Below are 25,927 nucleotides of genomic sequence, written 5' to 3'. Positions count from 1 at the left end.
CCACGGGAACTCCACCCCGGCGCCCGTACGTTGGATGCGGCACGGGGCCGCCCTAGCGGCCGGAGCCTCCGTCGGCGTTGGGGCCGGCGTAGTCCTCGCCGTAGGCGCCCTTGGCGGGGCGGCGGCGGCGCATGGGCGGCTCGACGCCGTCCGCGAGGCGGCGGGCGGTGAGCAGGAAGCCGGTGTGGCCGATCATCCGGTGGTCCGGGCGGACGGCGAGGCCCTCGATGTGCCAGTTGCGGATCATCGTCTCCCAGGCGGTCGGCTCGTTGAAGGAGCCGATCTCGCGGATGGACTCGACGGTCCGGGCGAGCTGGGTGGTGGTGGCGACGTAGCAGCACAGGATGCCGCCGGGCACGAGCGCCTTGGAGACGGCCTCCAGGCACTCCCAGGGGGCGAGCATGTCGAGGATGACGCGGTCCACGTCGGTGTCGGACAGGTTGTCCTGGAGGTCGCCGACGGTGAGCTGCCAGGCGGGGTGCGGGCCGCCGAAGTAGCGCTCCACGTTCTGCTGGGCGATCTCGGCGAAGTCCTCGCGGCGCTCGTAGCTGTGCAGCATGCCCTGGTCGCCGATGGCGCGCAGCAGGAAGCTGCTGAGCGAGCCGGAGCCGACGCCTGCCTCGACGACGCGGGCGCCGGGAAAGATGTCGGCGAACGCCAGGATCTGCCCCGCGTCCTTGGGGTAGACCACGGCGGCGCCGCGGGGCATGGACAGGACGTAGTCGGGGAGCAGGGGGCGCAGCGCCAGGTAGGCGACGTTACCGGTGGTGCGGACAACGCTGCCCTCGGGTGCGCCGATCAGCTCGTCGTGCGGGAAGGAACCCTTGTGGGTGTGGAAGTTCTTTCCCTCTTCGAGCGTGAACGTGTAGTGGCGGCCCTTGGGGTCGGTCAGCTGAACCTGGTCCCCGACCTTGAAGGGCCCGCGCCTGCGGGCGGCACCGGTCGGTTCGGACATGTGAACAGCCTACCGGTCCTGGGAGGGGCCGCCGACCACTAGGACGGCCTGGCCATGGCCTTCACGAAGGCGCGCTCGACGTCGGCGGCGGACAGGACGCCGTAGATCTCGCCGGTCTCCTCGACGACGAGGTACTCGGTGGCCGGGGTGGCGCGCAGGGCGTCCAGGAGGTCCTCTCCCGCGAGTTCCGCCGAGACGCGCATGCCGTCGGTGAGGTCCTGGGCGAGGCCGCTGACGGCGACCCAGGGGCGGCGGTGTTCCGGTACGCCGACGATGGCGGCCTCGCGGACGAGGGAGAGCGGGGTGCCCTCGGGGTCGACGACGACCAGGGCGCGGGCGCCGGCGTCGTTGGCGCGGCGCAGGGCCTCGGAGAGGGGGGTGTCCGTCTCGACGGGGACCGCGCGGCGGGTGAGGGTGCGGGCGCGCAGTTCGGGGAGGTGTTCGCGCAGGCGGGCCATGCGGAGGCTGTTGCCGGCGCCGGTCCAGATGATCGCGGCGAGGATCGCGGCGAGCAGGGCGTCCATCACGGTGTCCATGCCGACGTTGTCCTCGGCGGAGGAGCCGAGGGCGCCGGACTGGGTGAGCAGCGGGAGGCCGATGAGGACGCAGACGGCGAGGGCGCGGCCTACCCAGGCGGCGGCGATGGTGCCGCTCATGGGCTTGCCGGTGATCTTCCAGACGACGGCGCGGAGCATGCGGCCGCCGTCCAGGGGGAGGCCGGGCAGGAGGTTGAAGGCGGCCACGATGAGGTTGGAGATCATCAGGCCGGCGAGCAGGACGCCGGGGACCGTGCCGGGTTCGACGGGCTGCATGGCGAGGTAGAAGAGGCCGGCGAGGACGAGGGAGAGCAGCGGGCCGACGAACGCCAGCACGAACTCGCGGCCGGGGGTCTCGGCCTCCTTCTCGATCTCGGAGACGCCGCCGAAGAACTGGAGCTGGATGCGGCGGACGGGGAGTTTGAAGCGGAGGGCCGCGACGGTGTGGGCCAGTTCGTGGACCAGGACGGAGGCGTAGAAGGCGACGGCGAAGAAGAGGGAGACCAGGTAGCGGGCGGCGCCGAGGTCCGGCAGCACGCGCTCCAGCTGGCCGCCGAACACCCAGGTGATGAGCGCGGCGACGAGAAACCAACTGGGGGCGACGAAGACGGGCACACCGAAGGGCCGGCCCATCAGCAGTCCGCCGCGGGGCTGGGGGGACGTCGGCGGGGGGTTCTTGGGGGCGGTGCCGGAGTGGGCGAGGGTGCGGTGGTGGTCGGCGGCGTCTTCGGGCTTCTGGCCGGGTTGCCGGGTCACGTCGGCGTGTTGGGCGGTGTCCGGGGTGGGGGCTTCGGCTGTGTGTTCGGCGTCCGGTGTGTTGGTTGTGTCGGCCGCGCCGGCGGGAGTGCCGGGGCCGGCGTCGGCAGTCTCGGGCGCCGGGGTGTCCTTTGCGGGGCCGGCGTCGGGGGCCGGCTGCGGTGCAGCGTCGGTGGCTTCGGCCGGCTGGTCGGTGGTCGGCCGGGTCCCGTTGTCGTGGGGGTGGGGGGGTGTGTGGTCGGTGGTCCGGGCCGGGGGCCCTGCGTGGGGCTTGGCCGACCCGTCCGTGCCGGATCGCGGCTGCCCGCTCCCGCCGCTCTCGTCCACGATGTCCCCTCGTTCGCAGCGTCTTCCGCGCCTGCCGTGCGGAAGGGTCTCGGGTCGATGGTATGCGGCGGTCGCGACGTGTTCGGCCCCGGCACCCCCTGTGTTTCCCCAGGGGTCGCAGCCGTCACGGTCGCGGCTGGGTCACTGTCAGTGGCGGGCCGTATGGTCTGTGGTCATGGAGACGAGCACGGAGGGCACGGCCGAGACCCCGGCCGAGGCCCCGGTCGAGCCCCCGGGGACGGCACCCTCGCAGGTGGCGGCACACCCCGAGACGGCCACGCCCACCGCCGGGCCGGCCGCGGAACCTCACGCGACCGGCGACGCCAGAAACGGAGAGCCGGACCCGACCGACCTGGTGGCGGCTGCACCGGACACGGCGGGCCCGGGAGCGACGTCACCGGATACGGCAACGCCCGAGGAGATCGAGGAACCCCTCCCAGCCGCCTCCGACCCGAGCGCGGAACCGGACTCGGCCGCCCCTGGAGCGGAGGCGCGGGGCGCGACTCCCCCCGGAGCGGTCGAGGCGCCCTTCGCTGCTGCCCCCAGCCCGGTCGGAGCACCGGTCGAAGCCGCCCCCGAGAGGGCCGAGGACACGGTCACGGCACACCCCGAGACGGTCGACGGACCCGCCGCGGCTGACGCGCAACAGGTCGCGGGCGGCCCCGAGGTCCTGGAGGACCCGGCCGCAGCCGGGCCCGGCGCGATCGGGGAACCCCTCGCCGCCGGCGCCGGAGCAGTTGGAGAACCCGTTGCGGCCAACCCCAGGGCTGAGCAGGAAGCCGGTCCAGCCGCCGTCGTGAAGGTGGGCCGGGGTCCCGTCGCCCCCGGCTCCCTCTCGCCCTCTCGTGCCGGTGACTTCATGCAGTGTCCCTTGCTGTATCGGTTCCGGGTGATCGATCGGCTGCCGGAGAAGCCGAGTGAGGCGGCGACACGGGGGACCCTCGTGCACTCCGTGCTGGAGCGGCTCTTCGACGTGCCCGCCGGGGAGCGGACCGCGCCTGCCGCCAAGTCGCTGATTCCGGGGCAGTGGGACCGGCTGAGGGAGAGCCGCCCGGAAGTGGTCGAGCTGTTCGCCGACGATCCGGACGGCGAGCGGCTGGCCCGCTGGCTGGGTGAGGCGGAGCGGCTCGTGGAGCGCTGGTTCACGCTGGAGGACCCGACGCGGCTCGAACCCGCCGAGCGCGAGCTGTTCGTCGAGGCGCGGCTGGAGTCGGGGCTGATGCTGCGCGGCATCATCGACCGGGTCGACGTGGCGCCGACCGGCGAGGTGCGGATCGTCGACTACAAGACGGGCAAGGCGCCCCGCCCCGAGTACGCCGAGGGCGCGCTGTTCCAGATGAAGTTCTACGCCCTGGTGGTGTGGCGGCTGAAGAACGTGATCCCGCGCCGGCTCCAGCTCGTCTACCTCGGCAGCGGTGACGTCCTGACGTACGACCCCGTCCTCGCCGACCTGGAGCGCGTGGAGCGCAAGCTGCTGGCGCTGTGGGAGGCGATCCGGCTGGCCACGGAGACGGGCGACTGGCGGCCCCGCCCGACCAAGCTGTGCGGCTGGTGCGACCACCAGGAGCACTGCCCGGAGTTCGGCGGCACTCCCCCGCCCTATCCGCTGCCGGTGAGGGCGGCGCAGTCCGAACAGGCCCAGCAGGGCAGAATGGGGCCGGACTAGCGAAGGAGACTTACGTGGCCATCCGCGTCCTACTGGTCGACGACCAGCCGCTGCTGCGAACCGGCTTCCGGATGATTCTGGAGGCCGAGCAGGACATCGCGGTCGTGGGCGAGGCCGGAGACGGCCTTCAGGCTCTCGACCAGGTGCGGGCGCTCCAGCCCGACGTGGTCCTGATGGACATCCGTATGCCGCGGATGGACGGTGTGGAGGCGACCCGGCAGATCACCGGTCCCGGGCGGGACGGTCCGGCGAAGGTGCTGGTGCTGACCACGTTCGACCTCGACGAGTACGTGGTGGAGGCGCTGCGGGCGGGGGCCAGCGGCTTCCTGCTGAAGGACGCCCCGGCGAACGAACTGGTGCAGGCGATCCGGGTGGTGGCCGCGGGCGAGGCGATGCTGGCGCCGAGCATCACGCGCCGGCTGCTCGACAAGTACGCCACGCATCTGCCGTCCGGTGACGAGCCGGTGCCGGACACCCTGCACACGCTCACCGACCGCGAGGTCGAGGTGCTGAAGCTGGTGGCGCGGGGGCTGTCCAACGCGGAGATCGCCGCGGACCTGTTCGTCAGCGAGACCACCGTGAAGACGCATGTGGGTCATGTCCTGACGAAGCTGGGGCTGCGGGACCGGGTGCAGGCCGCGGTGTACGCGTACGAGAGCGGCCTGGTCCGCCCTGGCGCGCAGTAGCCCGGCAGCCGTACCCCGAGCGCGCGGCGCCGTACGGCGAAGAGGGCGCCCCCTACCTGACAGGGGGCGCCCTCTTCGTGTCCGCGGGGCCGGGTCAGCCCTTGCTGAGCTCCCAGAAGCGGAAGACGGTCGAGGCGTCGAGGCAGTACTCCAGGCCGTAGACGTCGTCGCGGACGACGGCGTACTGCTTGGCCTGCCAGACCGGCAGGACCGGGACGTCCCGGGCGACGATGTCCTGGAGGGTGCCGAAGTGGTCGTCCGTGGCGGAGCGGTCCGGCTGGGCGGCGGTCTCGGGGATCAGGGTGCCGGTGATCTTGCTGTTGCTGTAGTTGTTGTCCAGCACGTTGCCCTTGCCGAAGAAGGGGGCCGTGAAGTTGTCGGCGTCCGGGTAGTCGGGCACCCAGCCCTTCACGTAGACGCCGTACTTGCCGGCGGCGATGTCCTTCTCGTACTGGTCGAAGGCCACGGACTTCACGTCGGCGTCGAACAGTCCGCTCGCGTTGAGCTGCTTGGCGATCGTCCTGAGTTCCTGGTCGGTGGCCGGGCCGTAGCGGGAGGGCGTGGACCACAGGGTCAGCTTGACCTTGCCGGTGACGCCGTCGTCGGCGAGCGCACTGGCGGCCTTGGCCCGGGAGGGCTGGGCACCGTAGGTGTCGAAGAAGGCCGTGTTGTGGCCCGCGATACCGGCCGGGATGATCGAGTAGAGCGCGGTGGCGGTGCCCTGGTAGACGTCGTGGATGAGGGCTTCGCGGTCGAGCAGGTAGGCGATCGCCTTGCGGACCCCGATCCGGCCCGTGACCGGGTCGTTCATGTTGAAGACGAGGTGCTGGACCTCGGCGCTGGTGCCCTCGACGACCTCGACTCCGGAGTCGGGCGAGGCGTTCTCGATGTCGGTGATGTCGCCGGCGGTCAGACCGCGGTAGGCGAGGTCGATCTTGTTGTCGGTCAGGGCGGTCTTCAGGGCGCCCTGGTCGCCGTGGAAGAACTTCAGCGTGACGCCGGAGTTGTGGGTCTCGGCGCTGCCCTTGTAGTTCTCGTTGACGGAGAAGACGGCCTGGTCGTCGTCGAACGAGTCGAGCTTGTACGGGCCGGAGCCGACCGCCTTGCCGTCCTTGCGGAGGCCGTCGGCGTCGTACTGGGTGTGGTCGACGATCGAGCCGGCGCCGGAGGCGATCTTGCTGGGGAAGGTGGCGTCCGGGGTGTTGAGCTTGAAGACGACGGTCTTCGCGTCCGGGGTCTCGACCTTGTCGAGCATCGGGAACATGATCGCGGGACCGGCGTCGTCGTCGATCTTCAGCGTGCGGTCGAAGGAGAACTTGACGTCCTTCGAGGTGAGCGGGTCACCGTTGCTGAACTTGAGGCCGTCCTTGAGGGTGCACTCGTACACCTGGGTCTTGGTGTCGGTGAACTCGCACTTCTCGGCGGCGTCCGGCTCCGGTTCGGTGCCGCCCTTGGGGAAGCCGAGCAGCGACTGGAAGACGTTGTTGAACAACAGCCAGGAGCCGGGGTCGTAGCCGGAGGCCGGGTCGGTGGCGAGGACGTCGTCGGACATCCCCATGACCACGGAGGAGCCGCCGGAACCGGAGTCACCGGACCCCGTGCCGCAGCCGGTCAGCAGGCCGGAGGCCAGGCCTGCCACGAGCGGCAGGACAGGCCACTGGAAGCGCTTGTTCACGTGCGAATGCCTTGTCGTCGATTCTTTTTCGGGATGCCGGGCGGGTCCGCCGCGGCTCGGGGCGAAGGGGGCGTCGGCCGGTCAGCCGCTCACGCCCTTGCCGAGTTCCCACAGCTGCAGCGTCGACGAGGAGTTGAGGACGTAGGCGGTGCCCGTGACGTCGTCGCGTGCGGCGACGTACTGGTTGCCCTGCCACAGGGGCAGCACGGGGACGTCGTCGGCGACGATGTCCTGGATCTCGGTGAGGCTTCCGGCGGCGGCGATGCGGTCGGCCTCGCGGCGGGAGTCCGGAATCAGGGTGTTGCGGATCTGGGCGTTGGCGTACGGCGAGCCGAGGAAGTTGTCCTTGTCGAGGAAGGGCGCCAGGTAGTTGTCGGCGTCGGGGAAGTCCGGGAACCAGCCCATGCCGTAGACGTCGTACTTGCCCTTCTGCTCGGCCGGGCGGAAGGTGTCCCAGGGGGTGCCCTGGATGCTGACCTCGAAGAGCCCGCTGTCGTTGAGCTGCTTGCGCAGGTCCTCGAACTCCTCCTTGGTGGCCGGCCCGTAGTGGTCGGTCGTGTAGTGGAGGGTCAGCTTCACCGGGGTGGTGATGTTGGCCTGGTTCAGCAGCGACTTGGCCTTGGTGACGCTCGGGTCGCCGTACTTGTTGAAGAACGCGTTGGAGTGGCCGGTGATGGAGGCCGGGACCAGCGAGAAGAGCGGCTCGGCCTGGGTGCCGTAGACCTTGGAGACGAGTTCGCTGCGGTTGATCAGCTGGGCCATGGCCTGGCGTACCGCCCTGGACTCCACGCTGGGGGCCTTGGTGTTGAAGGCGAGGTAGCGGATCTCCAGGCCGGCCATCTCGACGAGGTCGATGTCGCCGCCGGACTCGTTCGAGAGCTTCTGGATCTGCGTGGGCGACATGGTGCGGGTCATCAGGTCGATGTCGCCCTTGCTGAGGGCGCTGCCCATGGCCTCGGCGTCGCTGAAGGAGCGCAGTTCGACCTTGTCGTTGTTCACCGTCAACGACCCCTTGTAGTTGGGGTTCTTGGTGAACACGGCGTCGACGAGCTCGTCGTTCTCGACGTCGGGCTTCATGGTGTAGGGGCCGGAGCCGTCGACGTCGAAGCCGTCGCGGAGCTTGCCCTTCTCGTAGTCGTCGGGGTTGACGATGCCGGCGACCGGGGTCGACAGCTTGTACGGGAAGGTGGCGTCGGCGGTCTTGAGGTGGAAGATGACCTCGCGGTCGCCCTTGGTCTCGACGGTGTCGATGGTGGACAGCAGGGCGAAGACGCCGGAGTCGGCCTTGAGGGCACGGGCGCGGTCGATGGAGTACTTCACGTCGGCCGCGGTGATGGCGTCGCCGTTCGCGAACTTCAGGCCGTCGCGCAGGGTGCAGACGTAGCGTTCGTTGCCGCTGTCGCTGAAGCCGCAGGACTGGGCCGCCTCGGGGACGGGGTCGCCGTCGCCCTTGGGCTGGATCATCAGGGTCTGCACGGTCTGGCGCAGAACGTTCCAGGTGCCGACGTCGTAGGCGTAGGCGGGGTCGAGCGGCGCCGGAGCGTCCTTGGTGGCGGTGAACCGGTCGGTGGTACCGACGACGATCGCATCGCTCGAGCCGCTGCCGCTGTCGGTCCCGCCGCAGGCGGCGAGTACCGGCGCGAGCAGACCGATGACGGTCGGCAGCACCAAAGTCTTGCGGTTCATGCTCGAGTTTCTCCAGAGCTCTTGGGTCCGTGTACCCGACATGCATGGGTGGTGCGGCGGATCACGGGGGTGGGGCGAGGTTCTCAGCAGGAGATTAGTCCGCACCTGAAGGAGGGTTCGCGGGCACCGGAGTTGAAGTGCCATCACACAGCGGAACCGGGCGTGGACGCACCGAAAACCCGACGGGGGAAGGATTAGTGCAGGATTCCATCAATCGGGACACATGGGCACGGCCGGGGCTCCGGGAGCGGGGCATCCGGCACAGGCTCGCCCGACTGTCGAGCCTCCGTCGAGTGGGGAACCTCACACCCGTAACGGGGCGGCAGCCGACCGGAATTCGGCCATCCGGCGCGCTTCGAATTCTTTCGACGAGAGTCTGGGGAATTACCGCGCTATCCGCGTTGCACGCTGGGTGAACACCGGAGGCATTTCCGTCATCGAAGGCTGATCAAGCCGCGCAGGAAAGTCAGGTCGATCTCTTCGAGGGAGCCCACGACGGTGCGTCCGGGCGCGGGCTGGATGGGCGCGACGGAGGGCACGGCCACGACCTGGCAGCCTGCGGCCTCGGCCGCGGCCACTCCGGTCGCGGTGTCCTCGACGACCGCGCATCTGGCCGGATCCGCGCCGAGTCCGGCGGCGGCGAACAGGTAGGGGTCGGGGTGCGGCTTGGTGCGCGACACCTCGTCGCCCGCGACCGTCAGGGCGAAGTGCTGGGGGCCGAGCGAGGTGAGGACGCGGTCGATGATGCGCCGGTGCGAGGCGGAGACCAGGGCCGTGGGGATCCGGTGGGCGGAGAGCTCGGCGAGCAGCCGGGGGGCGCCGGGCATCACGGGCAGGTCGCGGCCGATGCGGTCCTCGAAGCCCTGGTTGAGCAGGACGGTGAGCTCGGGGAGGGTGATGTCGGCGCCGGTGGCCTCGATGAGGAAGCCGGCGCTGCGGGTCATGGGGCCGCCGACCACGACATGGCGCCAGGAGTCGTCGAGGGTGTGGCCGAGGCGGGCGAAGATCTCGACCTCGACGTCCCACCAGAAGCCCTCGGTGTCCACCAGGGTGCCGTCCATGTCGAGGAGGACGGCCTGGAGGGCGGAGCCGTCTGCCGTACGGGTTACTGGTGCGGGGACCGTGCTGGTCATCCACGTACCTCCTTGAGGGACGAGCAGGCCGGTTCCCACGAAGGGAACCGGCCTGCGGTGGACCGACCAGTGTACGACTTATCCGATCAGTGTGCTCGGCGAGCGCTCCGTGGAGCCGCGGGCGGCCCGGTGAGCGGCGTCAGCGGGCGTTGAAGTACTTCGCCTCCGGGTGGTGGATCACGATCGCGTCCGTGGACTGCTCGGGGTGCAGCTGGAACTCCTCGCTGAGGTGGACGCCGATGCGCTCGGGCCGGAGCAGGTCGGCGATCTTGGCCCGGTCCTCCAGGTTGGGGCAGGCGCCGTAGCCCAGCGAGAAGCGGGCGCCCCGGTACTTCAGGGCGAACATGTCCTCGATCTCGTTGGGGTCCTCGCCGGAGAAGCCGAGCTCGGACCGCACGCGCGCGTGCCAGTACTCGGCGAGTGCCTCGGCCAGCTGGACGGACAGGCCGTGCAGTTCGAGGTAGTCGCGGTAGGCGTTCGCCTCGAAGAGCTTGGCCGTCTGCTCGCCGATCCGGGAGCCGACGGTGACGACCTGGAGGCCGACGACGTCCGTCTCCCCCGACTCCTCCGGGCGGAAGAAGTCGGCGAGGCACAGCCGGCGGCCGCGGCGCTGGCGCGGGAAGGTGAAGCGGGTGCGTTCGTTGCCCTCCTCGTCCAGGATGATCAGGTCGTCGTCCTTGGACACGCACGGGAAGTAGCCGTAGACGACGGCGGCTTCCAGGAGGTTCTCGGTCTGGAGCTGGTCGAGGAGGCCGCGCAGCCGGGGCCGGCCCTCGGTCTCGACGAGCTCCTCGTAGGTCGGTCCCTCACCGGTACGGGCCTGCTTGAGCCCCCACTGGCCCTTGAACAGGGCGCCCTCGTCGAGCCAGGAGGCGTACTCCTTGAGCTGGATGCCCTTGATCACGCGGGTGTCCCAGAACGGCGGAGTGGGCACCGGGTTGTCGGTGGCCACGTCGGAGCGGACGTGCCCCTCCTCGGGCCGCTCCTCCTCGACCTGTACGGCACCGGCACGCACCCGGCGCTGCTTGAGTTCGGGCAGCTTCGCCCCGGGCACGCCCCGCTTGACGCCGATCAGGGCGTCCATGAGGCGCAGGCCCTCGAACGCGTCGCGGGCGTAGCGGACTTCGCCCTCGTAGATCTCGTGCAGGTCCTGTTCGACGTACGCCCTCGTCAGCGCGGCTCCGCCGAGGATGACCGGGAAGTCGGCGGCCAGGCCGCGGGAGTTGAGCTCCTCCAGGTTCTCCTTCATGATCACCGTGGACTTGACCAGCAGCCCCGACATGCCGATGACGTCGGCGCGGTGCTCGGCGGCGGCGTCCAGGATCGCGGAGACCGGCTGCTTGATGCCCAGGTTGACCACGTTGTAGCCGTTGTTGGACAGGATGATGTCGACGAGGTTCTTGCCGATGTCGTGGACGTCGCCGCGCACGGTGGCCAGCACGATGGTGCCCTTGCCGGCCTCCTCGCCCTCGACCTTCTCCATGTGCGGTTCGAGGTAGGCCACCGCGGTCTTCATGACCTCGGCGGACTGGAGCACGAAGGGCAGCTGCATCTGGCCGGAGCCGAAGAGCTCACCGACGACCTTCATGCCGTCCAGGAGGGTGTCGTTGACGATGTCGAGGGCGGGGCGCGTCTGGAGGGCCTCGTCGAGGTCGGCCTCCAGGCCGTTCTTCTCGCCGTCGATGATGCGGCGCTTGAGGCGCTCCTCCAGCGGGAGCGCGGCCAGCTCCTCGGCCTTGCCCGCCTTGAGGGACTTGGCGGTGGCACCCTCGAACAGGGCCATCAGCTTCTGGAGGGGGTCGTAGCCCTCGCTGCGGCGGTCGTAGATGAGGTCGAGGGCGGTCTGGACCTCCTCCTCGCTGAAGCGGGCGATCGGGAGGATCTTCGACGCGTGGACGATCGCCGAGTCCAGGCCCGCCTTGACGCACTCGTCGAGGAAGACCGAGTTGAGCAGGATGCGGGCGGCCGGGTTGAGGCCGAAGGAGATGTTGGACAGGCCCAGCGTGGTCTGCACGTCGGGGTGGCGGCGCTTGAGCTCGCGGATCGCCTCGATGGTGGCGATGCCGTCCTTGCGGGACTCCTCCTGACCGGTGCAGATGGTGAAGGTCAGGGTGTCGATGAGGATGTCCGACTCGTGGATGCCCCAGTTGGCCGTCAGGTCCTCGATCAGCCGCTCGGCGATGGCGACCTTGGTCTCGGGGGTGCGGGCCTGGCCCTCCTCGTCGATGGTCAGCGCGATCAGCGCGGCGCCGTGCTCCTTGGCGAGCCGGGTGACCTTCGCGAAGCGGGACTCGGGGCCGTCGCCGTCCTCGTAGTTGACGGAGTTGATGACCGCGCGGCCGCCGAGCTTCTCCAGGCCGGCCTGGATGACGGGGACCTCGGTGGAGTCCAGGACGATCGGCAGGGTGGAGGCGGTGGCGAACCGGCCGGCCAGCTCCTGCATGTCCGCCACGCCGTCCCGGCCGACGTAGTCGACGCACAGGTCCAGCATGTGGGCGCCCTCGCGGATCTGCTCGCGGGCCATCTCCACGCAGTCGTCCCAGCGGGCCTCCAGCATGGCCTCGCGGAACTTCTTCGAGCCGTTGGCGTTGGTGCGCTCACCGATGGCCAGGTAGGAGGTGTCCTGGCGGAACGGGACCGTCTGGTAGAGAGACGCGGCGCCGGGCTCGGGGTGCGGGGTGCGCTCGGCGGGCGTGAGGTCGCGGACGCGGTCGACGACCTGGCGCAGGTGCTCGGGGGTGGTGCCGCAGCAGCCGCCGATCAGGGAGAGGCCGTAGTCCCGGACGAAGTTCTCCTGGGCGTCGGCCAGGCCCTCGGGGTCGAGCGGGAAGTGCGCGCCGTCCTTGGTGAGGATCGGCAGGCCCGCGTTCGGCATGCACAGCAGCGGGATGCGGGAGTGCCGGGCGAGGTAGCGCAGGTGCTCGCTCATCTCGGCGGGGCCGGTCGAGCAGTTCAGGCCGATCATGTCGATGCCGAGCGGCTCCAGCGCGGTCAGCGCGGCGCCGATCTCCGAGCCCAGCAGCATGGTGCCGGTGGTCTCGAAGGCCATGGAGACCACCAGCGGTACGTCGGCGCCGGTCGCCTCCAGCGCGCGGCGGGCACCCAGCACGGAGGCCTTCGTCTGGAGCAGGTCCTGAGTGGTCTCCACGATGAGGGCGTCGGCGCCGCCGGCGAGGAGGCCCTCCACGTTGGCCTGGTAGCCGTCGCGGATGGTGGCGTAGTCGATGTGGCCGAGGGTGGGCAGCTTGGTGCCGGGGCCGACGGAGCCCAGGACCCAGCGCTGACGGCCGTCGCGGGCGGTGTGCTCGTCGGCCGCCTCGCGGGCGATCCGGGCACCGGCCTCGGACAGTTCGTGCACGCGGTCGGCGATGTCGTACTCGGACGCGGCCGTGTGGTTGGAGCCGAAGGTGTTGGTCTCCACGCAGTCGACGCCCACCTCGAAGTAGGCGTCGTGGACCGAGCGGACGATGTCGGGGCGGGTGACGTTCAGGATCTCGTTGCAGCCCTCAAGGTTCTCGAAGTCCTCAAGAGTGGGGTCCTGGGCCTGCAACATGGTGCCCATCGCTCCGTCGGCGACCACCACTCTGGTGGCGAGCGCCTCGCGGAGCGCGGACACACGGGTCCGGCTGTCGGCGGAAGGGGTCAGTGGCGACGAGGCCATGAAAGGGCTCCCTCAGTTGCGACGGCTGTCGGCTTCATGGCGCCCGCGAGACGTCCCACGCCGGGCGCACCACGCCAGGGTAGCCGGGTCCCGGTGCGGATGGTCGGCACGTCCACGGGACGGACGAGGATGGCGGGCAGGTCACCGGCGGGATACCAGTGACGCAACAGATGTCGACCGACCATTAGCGGGAGGTCGGCATGGACCGGTAGTGTTCGGCATTGCCGAACACTGGCAGCGACGCCGTAACACTCGGCAGTCGAAGGGGACGGAGGCAGCACGGCGATGGCACGGAACATCCAGTCGCTCGAACGGGCGGCCGCGATGCTGCGGCTCCTCGCGGGCGGCGAGCGGAGACTCGGCCTGTCGGACATCGCCTCGTCCCTGGACCTGGCCAAGGGCACCGCGCACGGCATCCTGCGCACCCTCCAGGCGGAGGGGTTCGTGGAGCAGGACGAGGCCTCGGGGCGGTATCAGCTGGGCGCCGAGCTTTTGCGCCTGGGCACCACCTATCTCGACGTGCACGAGCTGCGCGCGCGTGCGCTGGTGTGGACCGACGACCTGGCCCGCTCCAGCGGCGAGAGCGTCCATCTGGGCGTGCTGCACCAGCAGGGCGTGCTGATCGTGCACCACGTGTTCCGGCCCGACGACAGCCGGCAGGTGCTGGAGATCGGGGCCATGCAGCCGCTGCACTGCACGGCGCTGGGCAAGGTGCTGTCGGCGTACGACCCGGTGGCGCACAGCGAGGCACTGGAGAGCGACCGCAAGCCGTTCACCGACCGGACCGTGTGCGAGCTGGAGGACTTCGAGCAGATCCTCGACATCACGCGCGCGCGTGGGTACGCGGCGGACATCGAGGAGACCTGGGAGGGCGTCGCGTCCATCGCCGCGCCCATCCATGACCGGCGGCGCATGCCGGTCGGCGCGGTCGGGATCACCGGGGCCGTGGAGCGGCTGTGCCGGCCCGACGAGGAGGGTGCGCTGCGTCCGGAGCTGATCGCGGCGGTCCGGGACTGCGCCCGCGCGGTGTCGCGGGATCTGGGCGCGGGGCGGTTCTGAGCGCTGCCTGAAGCGGTCCCGAGGACCGCGAGAGGGGCCGGCACGTCGGGTGACGTACCGGCCCTCAGTCGTACCCTGACATAACGTCACAAACCGCCAAAACATGATCGTTGACTCACAGCCGCCAATAACGATCGAGTTTTCGACAACAGAACCCTTGACGTGCACGTAACCCCGGAGCAAGACTCCCGTCCATCGGTCGGCATTGTCGAACACCTACCGGCAATACGCGCTAGAGTGTGACAACGCCATGGGCCGGCATCGCCCTCACCCCCGAGGGCAGCTCGAACCTCCGGAGGGACCCGGGGTTCGGTCCCCTGGACGAAGGACAAAGGAGTCGCGGGTGTCCAGCTCCGACATCTTCATCGGCGAGACCATCGGTACCGCCATACTCATCCTGCTCGGCGGCGGTGTCTGCGCCGCCGTGACGCTGAAGGCCTCCAAGGCCCGCAACGCCGGCTGGCTCGCCATCACCTTCGGGTGGGGTTTCGCCGTTCTGACGGCCGTCTACACCTCGGCGCCGCTCTCCGGCGCCCACCTCAACCCGGCCGTGACGCTCGCCCTCGCGCTCAAGAAGGACGGCATCTCCTGGAGTGACGTCCCGATCTACTGGGGCGGTCAGCTCCTCGGCGCCATGATCGGCGCGGCGCTGGTCTGGATCGCCTACTACGGCCAGTTCCACGCGCACCTCACCGACAAGGAGATCGTCGGCGCTCCCGGCGCCCAGGCCACCGCGGCCAAGGCCGTCGAGGCGCAGGAGAAGGGCGCCGGCCCGGTCCTGGGCATCTTCTCCACCGGTCCCGAGGTCCGGGTCGCCTGGCAGAACGTCGCCACCGAGGTCATCGGCACCATCGTGCTGGTGCTCGCCGTCCTCACCCAGGGCCTCAACGGCGACGGCAAGGGCCTGGGCACCCTCGGCGCCCTCATCACCGCGTTCGTCGTGGTCTCCATCGGTCTGTCCCTCGGTGGCCCGACCGGTTACGCGATCAACCCGGCCCGTGACCTCGGTCCGCGTATCGTGCACGCCCTCCTGCCCCTGCCCAACAAGGGTGGTTCCGACTGGGGCTACGCCTGGGTCCCGATCGCCGGTCCGCTGATCGGCGGCGCGATCGCCGCAGGCATCTACAACGTCGCTTTTGCTTAAAGCACCGGTAGAACGTCCCCCGAAACCCACGGAACCCCAGGAGTAGACAGTGACCGACGCCCACACCGCCGGCCCCTTCATCGCCGCCATCGACCAGGGCACCACCTCCAGCCGCTGCATCGTCTTCGACAAGGACGGCCGTATCGTCTCGGTCGACCAGAAGGAGCACGAGCAGATCTTCCCGAAGCCGGGCTGGGTCGAGCACAACGCCAACGAGATCTGGACCAACGTCCAGGAAGTCGTCGCCGGAGCCATCCAGAAGGCCGGCATCACCCGGGACGACATCAAGGCCATCGGCATCACCAACCAGCGCGAGACGACTCTCCTCTGGGACAAGAACACCGGTGAGCCCGTCCACAACGCCATCGTCTGGCAGGACACCCGCACCGACGCGCTGTGCAAGGAGCTCGGCCGCAACGTCGGCCAGGACCGCTTCCGCCGCGAGACCGGTCTGCCGCTGGCCTCCTACTTCGCCGGCCCGAAGGCCCGCTGGCTGCTCGACAACGTCGAGGGGCTGCGCGAGCGCGCCGAGCGCGGCGACATCCTCTTCGGCACCATGGACACCTGGGTCATCTGGAACCTGACCGGTGGTGTCGACGGCGGCAAGCACTACACCGACGTCACCAACGCCTCCCGCACCATGCTGATGAACCTCCACACGCTGGAGTGGGACGAGAAGATCGCCGAGTCCATCGGCGTGCCGCTGTCGATGCTCCCGGAGATCCGCTCCTCCGCCGAGGTCTACGGCGAGGTCACCGGCGGCAAGCTGGGCGACCTGCTCGGCGGCATCCCGGTCGCCTCCGCGCTCGGCGACCAGCAGGCGGCCCTGTTCGGCCAGACCTGCTTCGCCGAGGGCGAGGCCAAGTCGACGTACGGCACCGGCACCTTCATGCTGATGAACACCGGCGAGAAGATCATCAACTCCTACTCGGGCCTGCTGACCACGGTCGGCTACCGGATCGGCGACGACAAGCCGGTCTACGCCCTGGAGGGCTCGATCGCCGTCACCGGTTCGCTGGTGCAGTGGATGCGCGACCAGATGGGCCTGATCTCCACCGCCGCCGAGATCGAGACGCTCGCGCTCTCCGTCGAGGACAACGGCGGCGCGTACTTCGTGCCGGCCTTCTCCGGTCTGTTCGCCCCGTACTGGCGCTCCGACGCCCGCGGTGTGATCGCCGGTCTGACCCGGTACGTCACCAAGGCGCACCTGGCCCGCGCCGTCCTGGAGGCCACCGCCTGGCAGACCCGTGAGATCACGGACGCCATGACCAAGGACTCGGGCGTCGAGCTCGCGGCCCTCAAGGTCGACGGCGGCATGACCTCCAACAACCTGCTGATGCAGACCCTCTCGGACTTCCTGGACGCGCCCGTGGTGCGCCCGATGGTCGCCGAGACCACCTGCCTCGGTGCCGCCTACGCCGCCGGTCTCGCCGTCGGCTTCTGGACCAGCACCGACGACCTGCGCGCCAACTGGCGCCGGGCCGCCGAGTGGACCCCCCGCATGGACGCGGACGCCCGCGACCGTGAGTACAAGAGCTGGCTCAAGGCCGTCGAGCGGACCATGGGCTGGCTCGAGGACGACGAGAGCTGAGAAACACCCTCAACAGCTCTGACGAGGAGTAAGAACCCCACATGACCAGTCAGTCCACCCTCCAGTCCGTGCCTGCCCTCGGTACACGCCCGGCCTCCGGCTCGAACCCGAGCCGCGCCGAGACCCGGGAGCAGCTCGCCAAGGCGTCGTACGACCTTCTCGTGATCGGCGGCGGCATCCTGGGCATCTCCACCGCCTGGCACGCCGCGCAGTCCGGCCTGAGGGTGGCCCTGGTCGACGCCGGCGACTTCGCCGGCGCCACCTCCTCCGCCTCCTCCAAGCTGCTCCACGGCGGTCTGCGCTACTTGCAGACCGGCGCGGTGAAGCTGGTGGCGGAGAACCACTTCGAGCGCCGTGCGGTCTCCCGCCAGGTGGCCCCCCACCTGGCGAACCCGCTCACCTTCTACCTCCCCGTGTACAAGGGCGGGCCGCACGGCGCGGCGAAGCTCGGGGCGGGCGTCTTCGCCTACTCCGCGCTCTCCGCGTTCGGTGACGGCGTCGGTCACCTCCTGTCCCCCGCCAAGGCGGCGCAGGACGTGCCGGAGCTGCGCACCGACAACCTCAAGGCCGTGGCCGTGTACGGCGACGACCAGATGAACGACGCGCGCATGGCGCTGATGACGGTCCGCGCGGCCGTCGAGGCGGGCGCGGTCGTGCTCAACCACGCCGAGGTGACCGGGCTGCGGTTCACCAAGGGCCGGGTGACGGGCGCGGACCTGCGCGACCGCCAGTCCGGTGACGAGTTCGGCGTCAACGCCCGGCTCGTGCTCAACGCGACCGGCCCGTGGGTGGACCACCTGCGCAGGATGGAGGACCCGAACGCGGCTCCGTCCATCCGGCTGTCCAAGGGCGCGCACCTGGTCCTGAAGCGGACCGCGCCCTGGAAGGCCGCGCTGGCCACCCCGATCGACAAGTACCGGATCACCTTCGCGCTGCCGTGGGAGGACATGCTGCTCCTCGGCACCACGGACGAGGAGTTCGAGGGCGACCCGGCGGACGTCTCGGTCACCGAGAAGGACACGGCCCAGATACTCGACGAGGCCGCGTTCTCCATCCGCGACCAGCAGCTCGACCGTGACCTCATCACCTACGCCTTCGCCGGTCTGCGGGTGCTGCCGGGCGGTCCCGGCGACACCGCCAAGGCCAAGCGCGAGACCGTGGTCACCGAGGGCCGGGGCGGGATGCTGTCCGTGGCGGGCGGCAAGTGGACGACCTTCCGGCACATCGGTCGTACGGTCATGCAGAAGCTGGAGGCGCTGCCGGGCGCTCCGCTGGGCGACGACTTCGAGCCGATCTCCTCGCTGCCTAAGAAGCTCCCCCTCCCGGGTGTCGCCAACCCGCGCGCGGTCGCGCACCGGCTGCTGGTCGACAACCCGGCGCCGGGCCCCCGCATGGCGGCCGACACGGCGAAGCACCTGGCGACCCACTACGGCTCGCTGGCCTTCGACATCGCGCGCCTGGCCAACGAGAACCCGGAGCTGGGCCGGCGGGTGCACCCCGACGCCCCGGAGATCTGGGCGCAGGTCGTCTACGCCCGCGACAACGAGTGGGCCGAGACCCAGGACGACGTGCTGCGCCGCCGCACGACCCTCACGATCCGCGGCCTGGCCACGGACGAGGTGCGCGCGAAGGTGCAGGACGTGCTCGACAAGAAGTAGGCGGAAACACGGAAAGGGCGGCTCCTCGTCGTGAGGGGCCGCCCTTTTGTGCCGTCTGCGGGCTAAGTGGGTTGCACTACCGCCCTTACAGCGTGAACGTTCCTCAACTCCTCGCGGCGCACGATCAGTTCGCGGCCGATCAGCAGTGCCCTGCGGGATGCCTCCACCGGGTCCGGGAGTGTGGTCAGGTCCGTCAAGTGCGCGAAGCCGATGATCCTGCGGATGATCTCCGTGCCCGCGAAGCCCAGGGAGTCGGTCCAGACCCGCCCCAGGAAGCGGTCCAGGTAGGCGTCGTCGAAGAAGGTGTCGACGCGGGTCGGCCACAGGTGGCGGAACTCGGCCTCGAACGCCTCCCAGGACAGCCGGAGTTGGTCCGCGTGGTCCGTCAAGCGGCCCAGCGCGCGGGCCCGTTCCTCGGAGACCAGCGCGTTCGCCCAGTACAGGCCGAGGTCGAAGCCGATCGGGCCCACGAAGGAGAACTCGGGGTCGAAGACGCGCACGACCGGGGCGCCTTCCCGGGTGCCGACCATGACGCTGCCCGAGTGGAGGTCGCCGTGCAGGAGGGCCTGGGCGCTGGTCATGAAGACGTGGCGGAGGTCGGCGACCTCGGTGCGGAGCACGGCGTCGGAGCGGAAGGCTGCCGCCAGGTCGTCCACCCCCTCGTGCCAGTGGTTGTGCTCGTGCTCGATGTACGGCTCGGACAGGACCACGTCCTCGGTGATCTTGCACAGCTCCGGGTTGACCGAGGCCGCGATCAGCGCCTTGCGTTCGGCGGAGGGCATGCCGAAGTCGCTGGTGGAGAAGGCGAGTCGGGCCACCAGGCGGCCGATCTGCGGGGAGGTGTGCGGGCCGTAGGACGCGCCCTCGTTGAGGACCGTGCGCAGGACCTCCAGGTCGGAGAGGTCCTCCATGACGAGGGCGTAGTTCTCGGGGTCGTAGCCGTGGATCGCCGGGATCTCCTCGGGTGCGACCTTGGCGAGCTGCTCGTAGGCGCGGGCCTCGGCGTTGGCGCGGTCCGGGCTCAACGGCCAGGAGGGACCGGCGACGCGTACCCAGGGCAGCGCCTGTTTGAGGGCGAGGCTGCGGGTGCCGGAGGCGTTCGAGGCGAGGAACACCCGGTTGACGTTCCCGTCGGAGACCTCGCGGACCTCGATGTCGTCCAGGTCCTCCCAGTGGCCGCGCTCGCGCAGGTACGCCGGGATGTCCTCGGTCTCCAGGATGCGGTAACCCATCTGAACTCCCCTATGCGGTACGGCGCTTGGACAACGTGAAGCTGAAGACCAGGGCGAGGATGAGGACCGCGCCCTCGACGACGTCCTGGGTGTAGTAGGGCAGTCCCTTGATGGTCAGGCCGGTGGTGATGATGCCGATGAGCACCGCGCCGAGGGCCGTGCCCCAGACGTTGGGGCGGCCCCGGCCCAGGACCGAGGTGCCGACGAGGGCCACCGCAACCGCCTCCAGGAGCTGGGACGTTCCGGCCGAGACATCGCCCTGGCCGATCCGGGACGCCAGGATCAGCCCGCCGATCGAGGCGAGGACGCCCGAGAGGACGTAGGCGAGCGCCCGGTACGCGCCGACGCGGATGCCGGCCAGGCGGGAGGCCTCGGGGTTGGCGCCGATGGCGTACAGCACCCGGCCCCAGCGGGTGCGGGCGAGGAAGACCCAGGCGGCGAGGGTCAGTCCGCCGAAGATCAGCACGGAGATCGGGATGCCGAGGACCGTGCCGCGGTCGATGCGCAGGAACCCGGCGGTGAACCGGCCGGGGGCCGTGGTGCCGTCGTCCAGGGTCATGCCCGGGGTGATGGACTGGCCGTCGACCAGGATGAGCTTGCCGCCCTGGATCACGAACATGGTGCCGAGGGTGGCGAGCATGTCGGGGATCTTCAGTACGACGATCAGCAGCGCGTTGAGCAGGCCGGCGAGGGCGCCGGCCGCGAGGACCGCGACGATGGCGACCGTGCCGACCTGGTTCTGGACGACCATCGTCTGGGCGGCGACCGAGACGCCGAGGCCCGCGACCGCGCCGACGGACATGTCCATCCCGCCGACGGCCATGGTGAGGGTGACGCCGAGGCCGAGGATCGCGGCGACGGAGACGTAGCGGAGGGTGTCGAGGAGGGTCGCCGACTCGCGGAAGGAGCCCTCGCTGAGCGCGAAGTACAGGAACAGCGCGACCGTGACGAAGATGAAGCCGTACTTGATGACGGCGTTCTGGACGCGTACGGCGGTGCTGCCGGCGGACGGGAGCGCCGCCTTCGTGGGGACTTCCGTGCTCTGGGTGGTGGTCATGGCGTAGTTCCTCAGGGAGCCGGGGTCACACGGACGCCGAGATGGTCTGGATCACGCGGTCGCGTTCCGCGTCCTCGCCGTACGCGTCGAGGTGGATCTCACCGGCGGCGAGCACGACGACCCGGTCGGCGATCTCCAGGACCTCGTCGACGTCGGCGGACAGGACGAGCACGGCGGCGCCCTCGGCGGCGAGGGTCCGGGCGCGGCGGCCGATGTCCCGGCGGGCACCGATGTCCACGCCTCGGAACGGCTCGTCCAGGATGAGGACTCGGGGGGTCTCGGCGAGCCAGCGGCCGACGACGACCTTCTGCTGGTTGCCGCCGGACAGCTCCTCCACGGTGCTGTGCTCGTCGCGGGCGACGACACCGAGGGCCTCGATGGTGTCGCGGCCGAGGGTGTCCTCCTTGCCGCGCTGAACGAGTCCGGCTCTCGAGAGGGACTTCAGGAACGGCAGCGAGACGTTCTGGGCCAGCGACCAGCCGGGGACGAGGGCGTCGGCGTGCCGGTCCTCGGGGACGAGGTGGACTCCGGCCCGGATGGCGTCGGCGGGCCTCTTCGGCGCGTACGGCTCGCCGTCCAGTGCGGTGGAGCCGGTGCTGAAGGGCTCGGCGCCGAACAGGCCGCGGGCCAGCTCGGTCTTCCCGGCGCCCAACAGGCCCACGATGCCGGTGACTTCGCCGGTGCGCAGGTCGAGGTCGAGAGGGGCTCGGCCTTCGAAGAGCCGTACGCCCCGCAGGGAGAGCACGACCTCGCCTTCGGCGCCCTCCCGTACGGGTCGTGCCGTGGTCGCCTCCTGGGCCTGGGCGAGCATCGCGCGCAGGGCCGCGTCCCAGTCGAAGGGCTTGGTCTGGTCCTCGGTGAGACGGCCGTCCCTGAGGACGACCAGGCGGTCGGCGAGCGCGTCGATCTCGCCGAGGCGGTGGGAGACGTAGAGGACCGCGATGCCGTCGTCGCGCATCCTCTCCACCAGGGCGAAGAGGCGTTCGGCCTCGGCGGCGGACAGGGCCGAGGTCGGCTCGTCGAGGATCAGCAGCCGGGGGCGGGTGGCCAGGGCGCGGGCGAGGATCAGCAACTGGCGGTCGGAGATGCCGAGTTCGGTGACGTCCTTCTTGAGGACGGCGTCGCTCCAGCCGAGATCGAGGCCCGCCTGGATCTCGCGGGCGCGGGCCAGCAGCCGGCGCCCGTTCAGGAAGGGGTTGCCGCGTGCCTGCGCCAGCTCCTCGAAGACCAGGTTCTCCGCGACCGAGAGGCCCGGCACGACGCCCTCGCCGATGCGCTGGTGCACGGTCTGGATGCCCAACTGCCGGGCGGCGAGCGGGGACTGGAGAGCGGCGGGCTCCCCCGCGACCCGTACCTGGCCCCCGTGACCGGTGTGCACGCCGGACAGGATCTTGATCAGCGTGGACTTTCCGGCCCCGTTCGCCCCGAGCAGCGCGACCACGCTGCCCGGGGCGACGTCGAGGGAGACGGAGGCGAGCACGGTCTTGCCGCCGAACGCCATGCTGACATCCGTGAGACTGACAGCTGCCTTTGCGTGGCTGACGTCAGTGGGCGACATTCGAGATCCAGTCCGCGGTCGAGACCTGGGACAGGTTCAGCGCGGGAAGGGCCGCCCGCAGCTGGTCCATGTTCTCGATCTTCTTCGCGCGCAGGAAGTCCTGGGTGATGGCGACGGCCGGGAACTCGACGGAGGACTTGTTGAGTTGACCGGCCAGCTCCAGGGCGGTGGTGCGGACGACGGCGGCGCCGACCGCGGACGGGTCGGTGCCGGCGGTGGCGACCCACGGGCTGTCGGCGGCGGTCATCTGCTGGATGTCGGCGTTGGAGACGTCCGCGCCGAAGACCTTCACCTTGTCCTGGAGCTTCTTGTTCTGGACGGCGAGGACCGTGCCCTTGGCGAGCTCGTCGTAGGGGGCGAAGATGCCGGTCACGTCGGAGTGCTGGGTGAGGGCGGCGGAGACCAGGGGAACGTTGTCAGTGGCCGTGGAGTCGGTGACCTTGCCGACCTTGAACTGCTGCTTCCAGGCCTGACCGGCGACCTCCTTCGCCCACACGGTGTTCCGCTTGTCGAGGGCCGCGTAACCGGCGACGTTGACGTAACCGACCTTGGCGTTCTTGCCGAGGTCCTTGGCCATCACGTCGAGGACGGCCTGGGCCATGCTGGCGTCGTCCTGCTCGGTGCTGACCACACCCTTGGTGGGCGTCTCGACGTCGTAGACGACGACCTTGATGCCCTTCTTCACGGCCTTGTCGATCTCCGGCTGGATGGTCGCCGGGAAGCCGTGGTCGATGATGATCGCCTTGGCGCCGGAGTTGATCGCCGAGGACAGGTCGGTGGCCTGCTTGGCGTTGTCGGCCTGGGCGTCGTACACCGTCAGGTCGATACCGAGGGCCTTGGCCTGGGCCTTGGCGCCGTTGCCCCACTGCTCGAAGTAGTCGCCGGCGCCGCTCTGCCGGACCAGGGCGACCTTGACCGCGCCCGCGCTGAAGGGGGCGGGCTTCTTGCCGGTGGCGGCCGAGGCGGAGGCGGCGGTGTCGCCGGTGTTCTTCGAGGCGTCCGTGGACTGCGAGCAGCCGGAGAGCACGAGGGCGGAGACGGACGCGAGGGACAGCGCGGCGAGGGGAAGACGGGCGCGGGACATGAAGGGCTCCAGGGGTGAAGGGAAGAAGACAAGAGAGGCGAGCGTCCCGGAGCGGGCAGGGGAAATGCGCCACCGAAGTCGGAGGTGGCGGGGCGCGAGAGGGCTCCGGAAGAGGTCAGCGACAGCTGGCGGTGGTCGTCCGAAGCAGGTCCACGTACAGCCGCCGCACGAGCAGCAGCGTCTTCATACGCAGATCATGAGAACGATTTCAGCCACACGTCAAATGTTTTGGAACCGCTTTCTCAGCAGGTGAGACAACGACTACATCACACCAGGTGCAGGTCACGGCCCCGGTTACCATCACAGAACCGGCATCCGACCCGGCACAGTGAGGCCCCGATGACGACAGCTGACGCGAAAGCGATGTGCATGCCCGCCATGCGCCGCTGTTGCCGCGCGCTGTGTCGCGGCTGACCCGCCCTCGCCGTACCGTCTCCGCCGCCCCTCTTCCTCCCCCGCCCGTCCGGTGCTTGTCCCGGTATCCGGACTTCCCTTCCAGAGCCCTGGAGTTGTTCCCATGACGCTGCTGACCACCTGGTCCGAGTCCGGCCCCGAGACCCTGGTCCGCCGCACCTCGGACCCCGCCGAGATCGCCGAGGCGCTGAAGCCGCTGGGCGTGCGCTACGAGCAGTGGCCGGTCCGCGAGGACGTCCCGTTCGACGCCGACAGCGAGACCGTGTTCGCCGCCTACGGCCCCGAGATCGACAAGCTGAACGCCGAGGAGGGCTTCACCACGGTCGACGTCCTCGGTCTGCACCCGAGCGACGACCCGGAGTTCCCCGCGAAGGCCAAGGCGGCCCGGGAGAAGTTCCTTCAGGAGCACACCCACGACGACGATGACGAGGTGCGTTTCTTCGTCTCCGGCTCCGGCATCTTCTATCTGCACGTGAACGGCGAGGTGCACGCGGTCTTCTGCGAGAAGGGCGACCTGCTGGGCGTGCCGCGCGGCACCACCCACTGGTTCGACATGGGCACGAACCCGTCCTTCACGGCGATCCGCTTCTTCCACGAGGAGGACGGCTGGATCGGCAACTTCACCGGTTCCACCATCGCCTCGCGCTTCCCGGACTACGACACGATCGCGGCCGGGTACCAGGCGTGAGCCTGCGTCACGAGGTCGACGCCGTGGTGCTCGACATCGAGGGCACGACGAGCGCCACGGGGTTCGTCGTCGACGTGCTCTATCCCTACTCCCGGGCGCGCTTCGCCGAGTTGCTCACCGAGCGGGCCGAGGAGCCCGAGGTGGCCCGGGCGGTGGCCCAGGTGCGCGAGGAGATCGGCGAACCGGACGCCGACGCCGCACGCGTCGAGAAGGCGCTGAACTCCTGGCTCGACGAGGACCGCAAGGCGACCCCGCTGAAGACGCTCCAGGGCCTCGTCTGGTCCGAGGGCTTCGCCCGGGGCGAGCTCGTCTCGCACTTCTACGACGACGTCGTACCGCGGGTGCGCGCCTGGCACGCGTCGGGCGTACGGCTGTACGTCTACTCCTCGGGGTCGGTGGCGGCGCAGCGGGCGTGGTTCACCAACAGCCCCGAGGGCGACCTGACTTCCCTTCTCTCCGGGCTCTACGACACCGAGAACGCCGGACCCAAGCAGGAGGCGGAGTCGTACCGCCGGATCGCCTCGGCGACCGGCATCGCGGCGGACCGTCTGCTGTTCCTCTCCGACCGGCCCGGTGAGCTGGACGCGGCCCGCGAGGCGGGCTGGCACACCGTCGGGATCCGGCGGCCCGGGGAGCCGTACTTCGAGCAAGGCGTCGGCGACCACGCTGCGGCGGGGACGTTCGACGAGATCACCGTTTCTGGGAGCACCACGTGACCGCCGACATCAGCGCACTCGACCTGGAAGAGGCGGGGGCGGTCCTCGCCGCCGAGTCCGCCCGGTTCGCCTCCTTCGGCTGGATGCGGGGGACCTCCGGCAACCTGTCCGTGGTGCTCTCGCGTGAGCCGCTGCGGCTCGCCGTCACCGCCAGCGGTCACGACAAGGGTGAACTGACGCCCGCGGACGTGGTGTTGGTGGACGGGCAGGGAGCGGCCGTACAGGGTGGCAAGCCGTCCGCCGAGGCCGAGCTGCACGCGCGCGTGGCCGCGCTCACCGGGGCCGGTGCCGTGGTCCATGTGCACACCGTCGCCTCGGTGGCGATGGGCAGGCGGGAGCCGGGCGGGATCGTCTTCAGCGACCTGGAGATGCTCAAGGGGGTCGGCCAGCCCGCGCACGACGTCGAGGTGACCCTGCCGGTCATCGCCAACAGCCAGGACATGAAGGTGCTCGGGGACCGTCTGGAGGCGGCGCGCGATCCTCGGATGCCGGCGGTGGTCGTGGCCGGGCACGGGCTGTACGTGTGGGGCGCCGATCCGCGCCAGGCCCGACATCACACCGAAGTGGTGGAGTGGCTGCTGGAGTTGGAGCTCACGGGCCGCTGAGACGGTGAGAGGGGGGTCCCTGGTCCAGGGGACCCGAGAG

The 25,927-nt window shown here is 70.1% G+C and carries 19 protein-coding genes; 9 read left to right on the top strand and 10 right to left on the bottom strand.

Features of this window, described 5'->3' with window-relative positions:
- Window positions 1-52: 52 nt before the first annotated feature.
- A complete protein-coding gene (locus ACFULQ_RS40705; protein WP_383554419.1) occupies window positions 53-955 on the bottom strand; it encodes a tRNA (adenine-N1)-methyltransferase in 903 nt (300 codons plus the stop codon).
- A 38-nt stretch (window positions 956-993) separates the two neighbouring features.
- A complete protein-coding gene (locus ACFULQ_RS40700; RefSeq protein ID WP_383554416.1) occupies window positions 994-2,574 on the bottom strand; it encodes a site-2 protease family protein in 1,581 nt (526 codons plus the stop codon).
- Between the two features lie 796 nt (window positions 2,575-3,370).
- Between ACFULQ_RS40700 and ACFULQ_RS40695 the strand changes: the two genes are divergently transcribed.
- Both ACFULQ_RS40695 and ACFULQ_RS40690 read left to right on the top strand, forming a co-directional pair.
- Entirely contained in the window at window positions 3,371-4,240 is an 870-nt protein-coding gene (locus tag ACFULQ_RS40695) for a RecB family exonuclease (protein WP_383554421.1), read from the top strand.
- A gap of 14 nt (window positions 4,241-4,254) precedes the next feature.
- A complete protein-coding gene (locus tag ACFULQ_RS40690; protein ID WP_020141342.1) occupies window positions 4,255-4,926 on the top strand; it encodes a response regulator transcription factor in 672 nt (223 codons plus the stop codon).
- A 94-nt stretch (window positions 4,927-5,020) separates the two neighbouring features.
- On the opposite strand, the gene ACFULQ_RS40685 is transcribed toward ACFULQ_RS40690, so the two are convergent.
- The 4 genes from ACFULQ_RS40685 to metH all read right to left on the bottom strand — a co-directional run bounded on the left by ACFULQ_RS40685 (window position 5,021) and on the right by metH (window position 13,081).
- Window positions 5,021-6,601: an ABC transporter substrate-binding protein gene (locus tag ACFULQ_RS40685; protein ID WP_383554413.1), complete on the bottom strand. Its 1,581-nt coding sequence runs from the start codon at window positions 6,599-6,601 to the stop codon at window positions 5,021-5,023.
- 81 nt (window positions 6,602-6,682) lie between these two features.
- Window positions 6,683-8,287, bottom strand: a complete 1,605-nt coding sequence (locus tag ACFULQ_RS40680; protein ID WP_383554410.1) for an ABC transporter substrate-binding protein — start codon at window positions 8,285-8,287, stop codon at window positions 6,683-6,685.
- A 434-nt stretch (window positions 8,288-8,721) separates the two neighbouring features.
- Window positions 8,722-9,420 carry an HAD family hydrolase gene (locus ACFULQ_RS40675; RefSeq protein ID WP_383554407.1) on the bottom strand — a complete coding sequence of 233 codons (699 nt, stop codon included), beginning with the start codon at window positions 9,418-9,420 and terminating at the stop codon, window positions 8,722-8,724.
- A 139-nt stretch (window positions 9,421-9,559) separates the two neighbouring features.
- Complete coding sequence (gene metH / locus ACFULQ_RS40670; RefSeq protein WP_383554405.1) at window positions 9,560-13,081, bottom strand: methionine synthase; 3,522 nt, start codon at window positions 13,079-13,081, stop codon at window positions 9,560-9,562.
- Between the two features lie 285 nt (window positions 13,082-13,366).
- Between metH and ACFULQ_RS40665 the strand changes: the two genes are divergently transcribed.
- From ACFULQ_RS40665 to ACFULQ_RS40650, 4 genes are all read left to right on the top strand, one after another.
- Window positions 13,367-14,140: an IclR family transcriptional regulator gene (locus ACFULQ_RS40665; protein ID WP_383554403.1), complete on the top strand. Its 774-nt coding sequence runs from the start codon at window positions 13,367-13,369 to the stop codon at window positions 14,138-14,140.
- Window positions 14,141-14,483: 343 nt separating this feature from the next.
- Entirely contained in the window at window positions 14,484-15,284 is an 801-nt protein-coding gene (locus ACFULQ_RS40660; RefSeq protein WP_383554399.1) for an MIP/aquaporin family protein, read from the top strand.
- 49 nt (window positions 15,285-15,333) lie between these two features.
- Window positions 15,334-16,875 carry a glycerol kinase GlpK gene (gene glpK / locus ACFULQ_RS40655; protein ID WP_030324323.1) on the top strand — a complete coding sequence of 514 codons (1,542 nt, stop codon included), beginning with the start codon at window positions 15,334-15,336 and terminating at the stop codon, window positions 16,873-16,875.
- A gap of 41 nt (window positions 16,876-16,916) precedes the next feature.
- A complete protein-coding gene (locus ACFULQ_RS40650; protein ID WP_383554395.1) occupies window positions 16,917-18,533 on the top strand; it encodes an FAD-dependent oxidoreductase in 1,617 nt (538 codons plus the stop codon).
- A gap of 62 nt (window positions 18,534-18,595) precedes the next feature.
- Here ACFULQ_RS40650 and mtnK read toward each other — a convergent pair whose 3' ends face one another.
- Genes mtnK through ACFULQ_RS40630 form a run of 4 tightly spaced genes read right to left on the bottom strand, consistent with a single transcriptional unit; the run spans window position 18,596 to window position 23,464 of the window.
- Window positions 18,596-19,765: an S-methyl-5-thioribose kinase gene (gene mtnK, locus ACFULQ_RS40645; protein WP_383554392.1), complete on the bottom strand. Its 1,170-nt coding sequence runs from the start codon at window positions 19,763-19,765 to the stop codon at window positions 18,596-18,598.
- A 10-nt stretch (window positions 19,766-19,775) separates the two neighbouring features.
- On the bottom strand, window positions 19,776-20,822 hold the full coding sequence (locus ACFULQ_RS40640) for an ABC transporter permease (protein WP_383554389.1): 1,047 nt from the start codon (window positions 20,820-20,822) through the stop codon (window positions 19,776-19,778).
- Window positions 20,823-20,847: 25 nt separating this feature from the next.
- The gene (locus tag ACFULQ_RS40635) at window positions 20,848-22,380 is read right to left on the bottom strand and encodes a sugar ABC transporter ATP-binding protein (RefSeq protein WP_383554386.1); all 1,533 of its coding nucleotides are present in this window, start codon (window positions 22,378-22,380) and stop codon (window positions 20,848-20,850) included.
- Complete coding sequence (locus ACFULQ_RS40630) at window positions 22,367-23,464, bottom strand: substrate-binding domain-containing protein (RefSeq protein ID WP_383554384.1); 1,098 nt, start codon at window positions 23,462-23,464, stop codon at window positions 22,367-22,369. The genes ACFULQ_RS40635 and ACFULQ_RS40630 overlap by 14 nt, the downstream gene beginning before the upstream one ends.
- 517 nt (window positions 23,465-23,981) lie before the next feature.
- Here ACFULQ_RS40630 and ACFULQ_RS40625 point away from each other — a divergent pair.
- The 3 genes from ACFULQ_RS40625 to mtnB are packed head-to-tail and all read left to right on the top strand — an operon-like array spanning window position 23,982 to window position 25,887.
- On the top strand, window positions 23,982-24,566 hold the full coding sequence (locus tag ACFULQ_RS40625) for an acireductone dioxygenase (RefSeq protein WP_383554381.1): 585 nt from the start codon (window positions 23,982-23,984) through the stop codon (window positions 24,564-24,566).
- Window positions 24,563-25,282, top strand: a complete 720-nt coding sequence (gene mtnC, locus ACFULQ_RS40620) for an acireductone synthase (protein WP_383554378.1) — start codon at window positions 24,563-24,565, stop codon at window positions 25,280-25,282. The genes ACFULQ_RS40625 and mtnC overlap by 4 nt, the downstream gene beginning before the upstream one ends.
- On the top strand, window positions 25,279-25,887 hold the full coding sequence (gene mtnB, locus ACFULQ_RS40615) for a methylthioribulose 1-phosphate dehydratase (RefSeq protein ID WP_383554375.1): 609 nt from the start codon (window positions 25,279-25,281) through the stop codon (window positions 25,885-25,887). The genes mtnC and mtnB overlap by 4 nt, the downstream gene beginning before the upstream one ends.
- Window positions 25,888-25,927 lie beyond the last annotated feature (40 nt).

It is taken from the genome of Streptomyces sp. NPDC057253, assembly GCF_042669125.1.
Lineage (GTDB): Bacteria > Actinomycetota > Actinomycetes > Streptomycetales > Streptomycetaceae > Streptomyces.
Note: the sequence above shows the minus strand (reverse complement) of the source record. Positions and strands in the feature narration are given on the sequence as shown.

What these genes read in the sequence shown, in the direction of transcription:
- ACFULQ_RS40665 (WP_383554403.1), top strand. Translation starts at nt 13,367, where the DNA reads ATGGCACGGAACATCCAGTCGCTCGAACGGGCGGCCGCGATGCTGCGG.
- metH (WP_383554405.1), bottom strand. Translation starts at nt 13,081, where the DNA reads ATGGCCTCGTCGCCACTGACCCCTTCCGCCGACAGCCGGACCCGTGTG.
- ACFULQ_RS40635 (WP_383554386.1), bottom strand. Translation starts at nt 22,380, where the DNA reads ATGTCGCCCACTGACGTCAGCCACGCAAAGGCAGCTGTCAGTCTCACG.
- ACFULQ_RS40680 (WP_383554410.1), bottom strand. Translation starts at nt 8,287, where the DNA reads ATGAACCGCAAGACTTTGGTGCTGCCGACCGTCATCGGTCTGCTCGCG.
- ACFULQ_RS40640 (WP_383554389.1), bottom strand. Translation starts at nt 20,822, where the DNA reads ATGACCACCACCCAGAGCACGGAAGTCCCCACGAAGGCGGCGCTCCCG.
- ACFULQ_RS40675 (WP_383554407.1), bottom strand. Translation starts at nt 9,420, where the DNA reads ATGACCAGCACGGTCCCCGCACCAGTAACCCGTACGGCAGACGGCTCC.
- ACFULQ_RS40625 (WP_383554381.1), top strand. Translation starts at nt 23,982, where the DNA reads ATGACGCTGCTGACCACCTGGTCCGAGTCCGGCCCCGAGACCCTGGTC.
- ACFULQ_RS40630 (WP_383554384.1), bottom strand. Translation starts at nt 23,464, where the DNA reads ATGTCCCGCGCCCGTCTTCCCCTCGCCGCGCTGTCCCTCGCGTCCGTC.
- ACFULQ_RS40650 (WP_383554395.1), top strand. Translation starts at nt 16,917, where the DNA reads ATGACCAGTCAGTCCACCCTCCAGTCCGTGCCTGCCCTCGGTACACGC.
- mtnK (WP_383554392.1), bottom strand. Translation starts at nt 19,765, where the DNA reads ATGGGTTACCGCATCCTGGAGACCGAGGACATCCCGGCGTACCTGCGC.
- ACFULQ_RS40705 (WP_383554419.1), bottom strand. Translation starts at nt 955, where the DNA reads ATGTCCGAACCGACCGGTGCCGCCCGCAGGCGCGGGCCCTTCAAGGTC.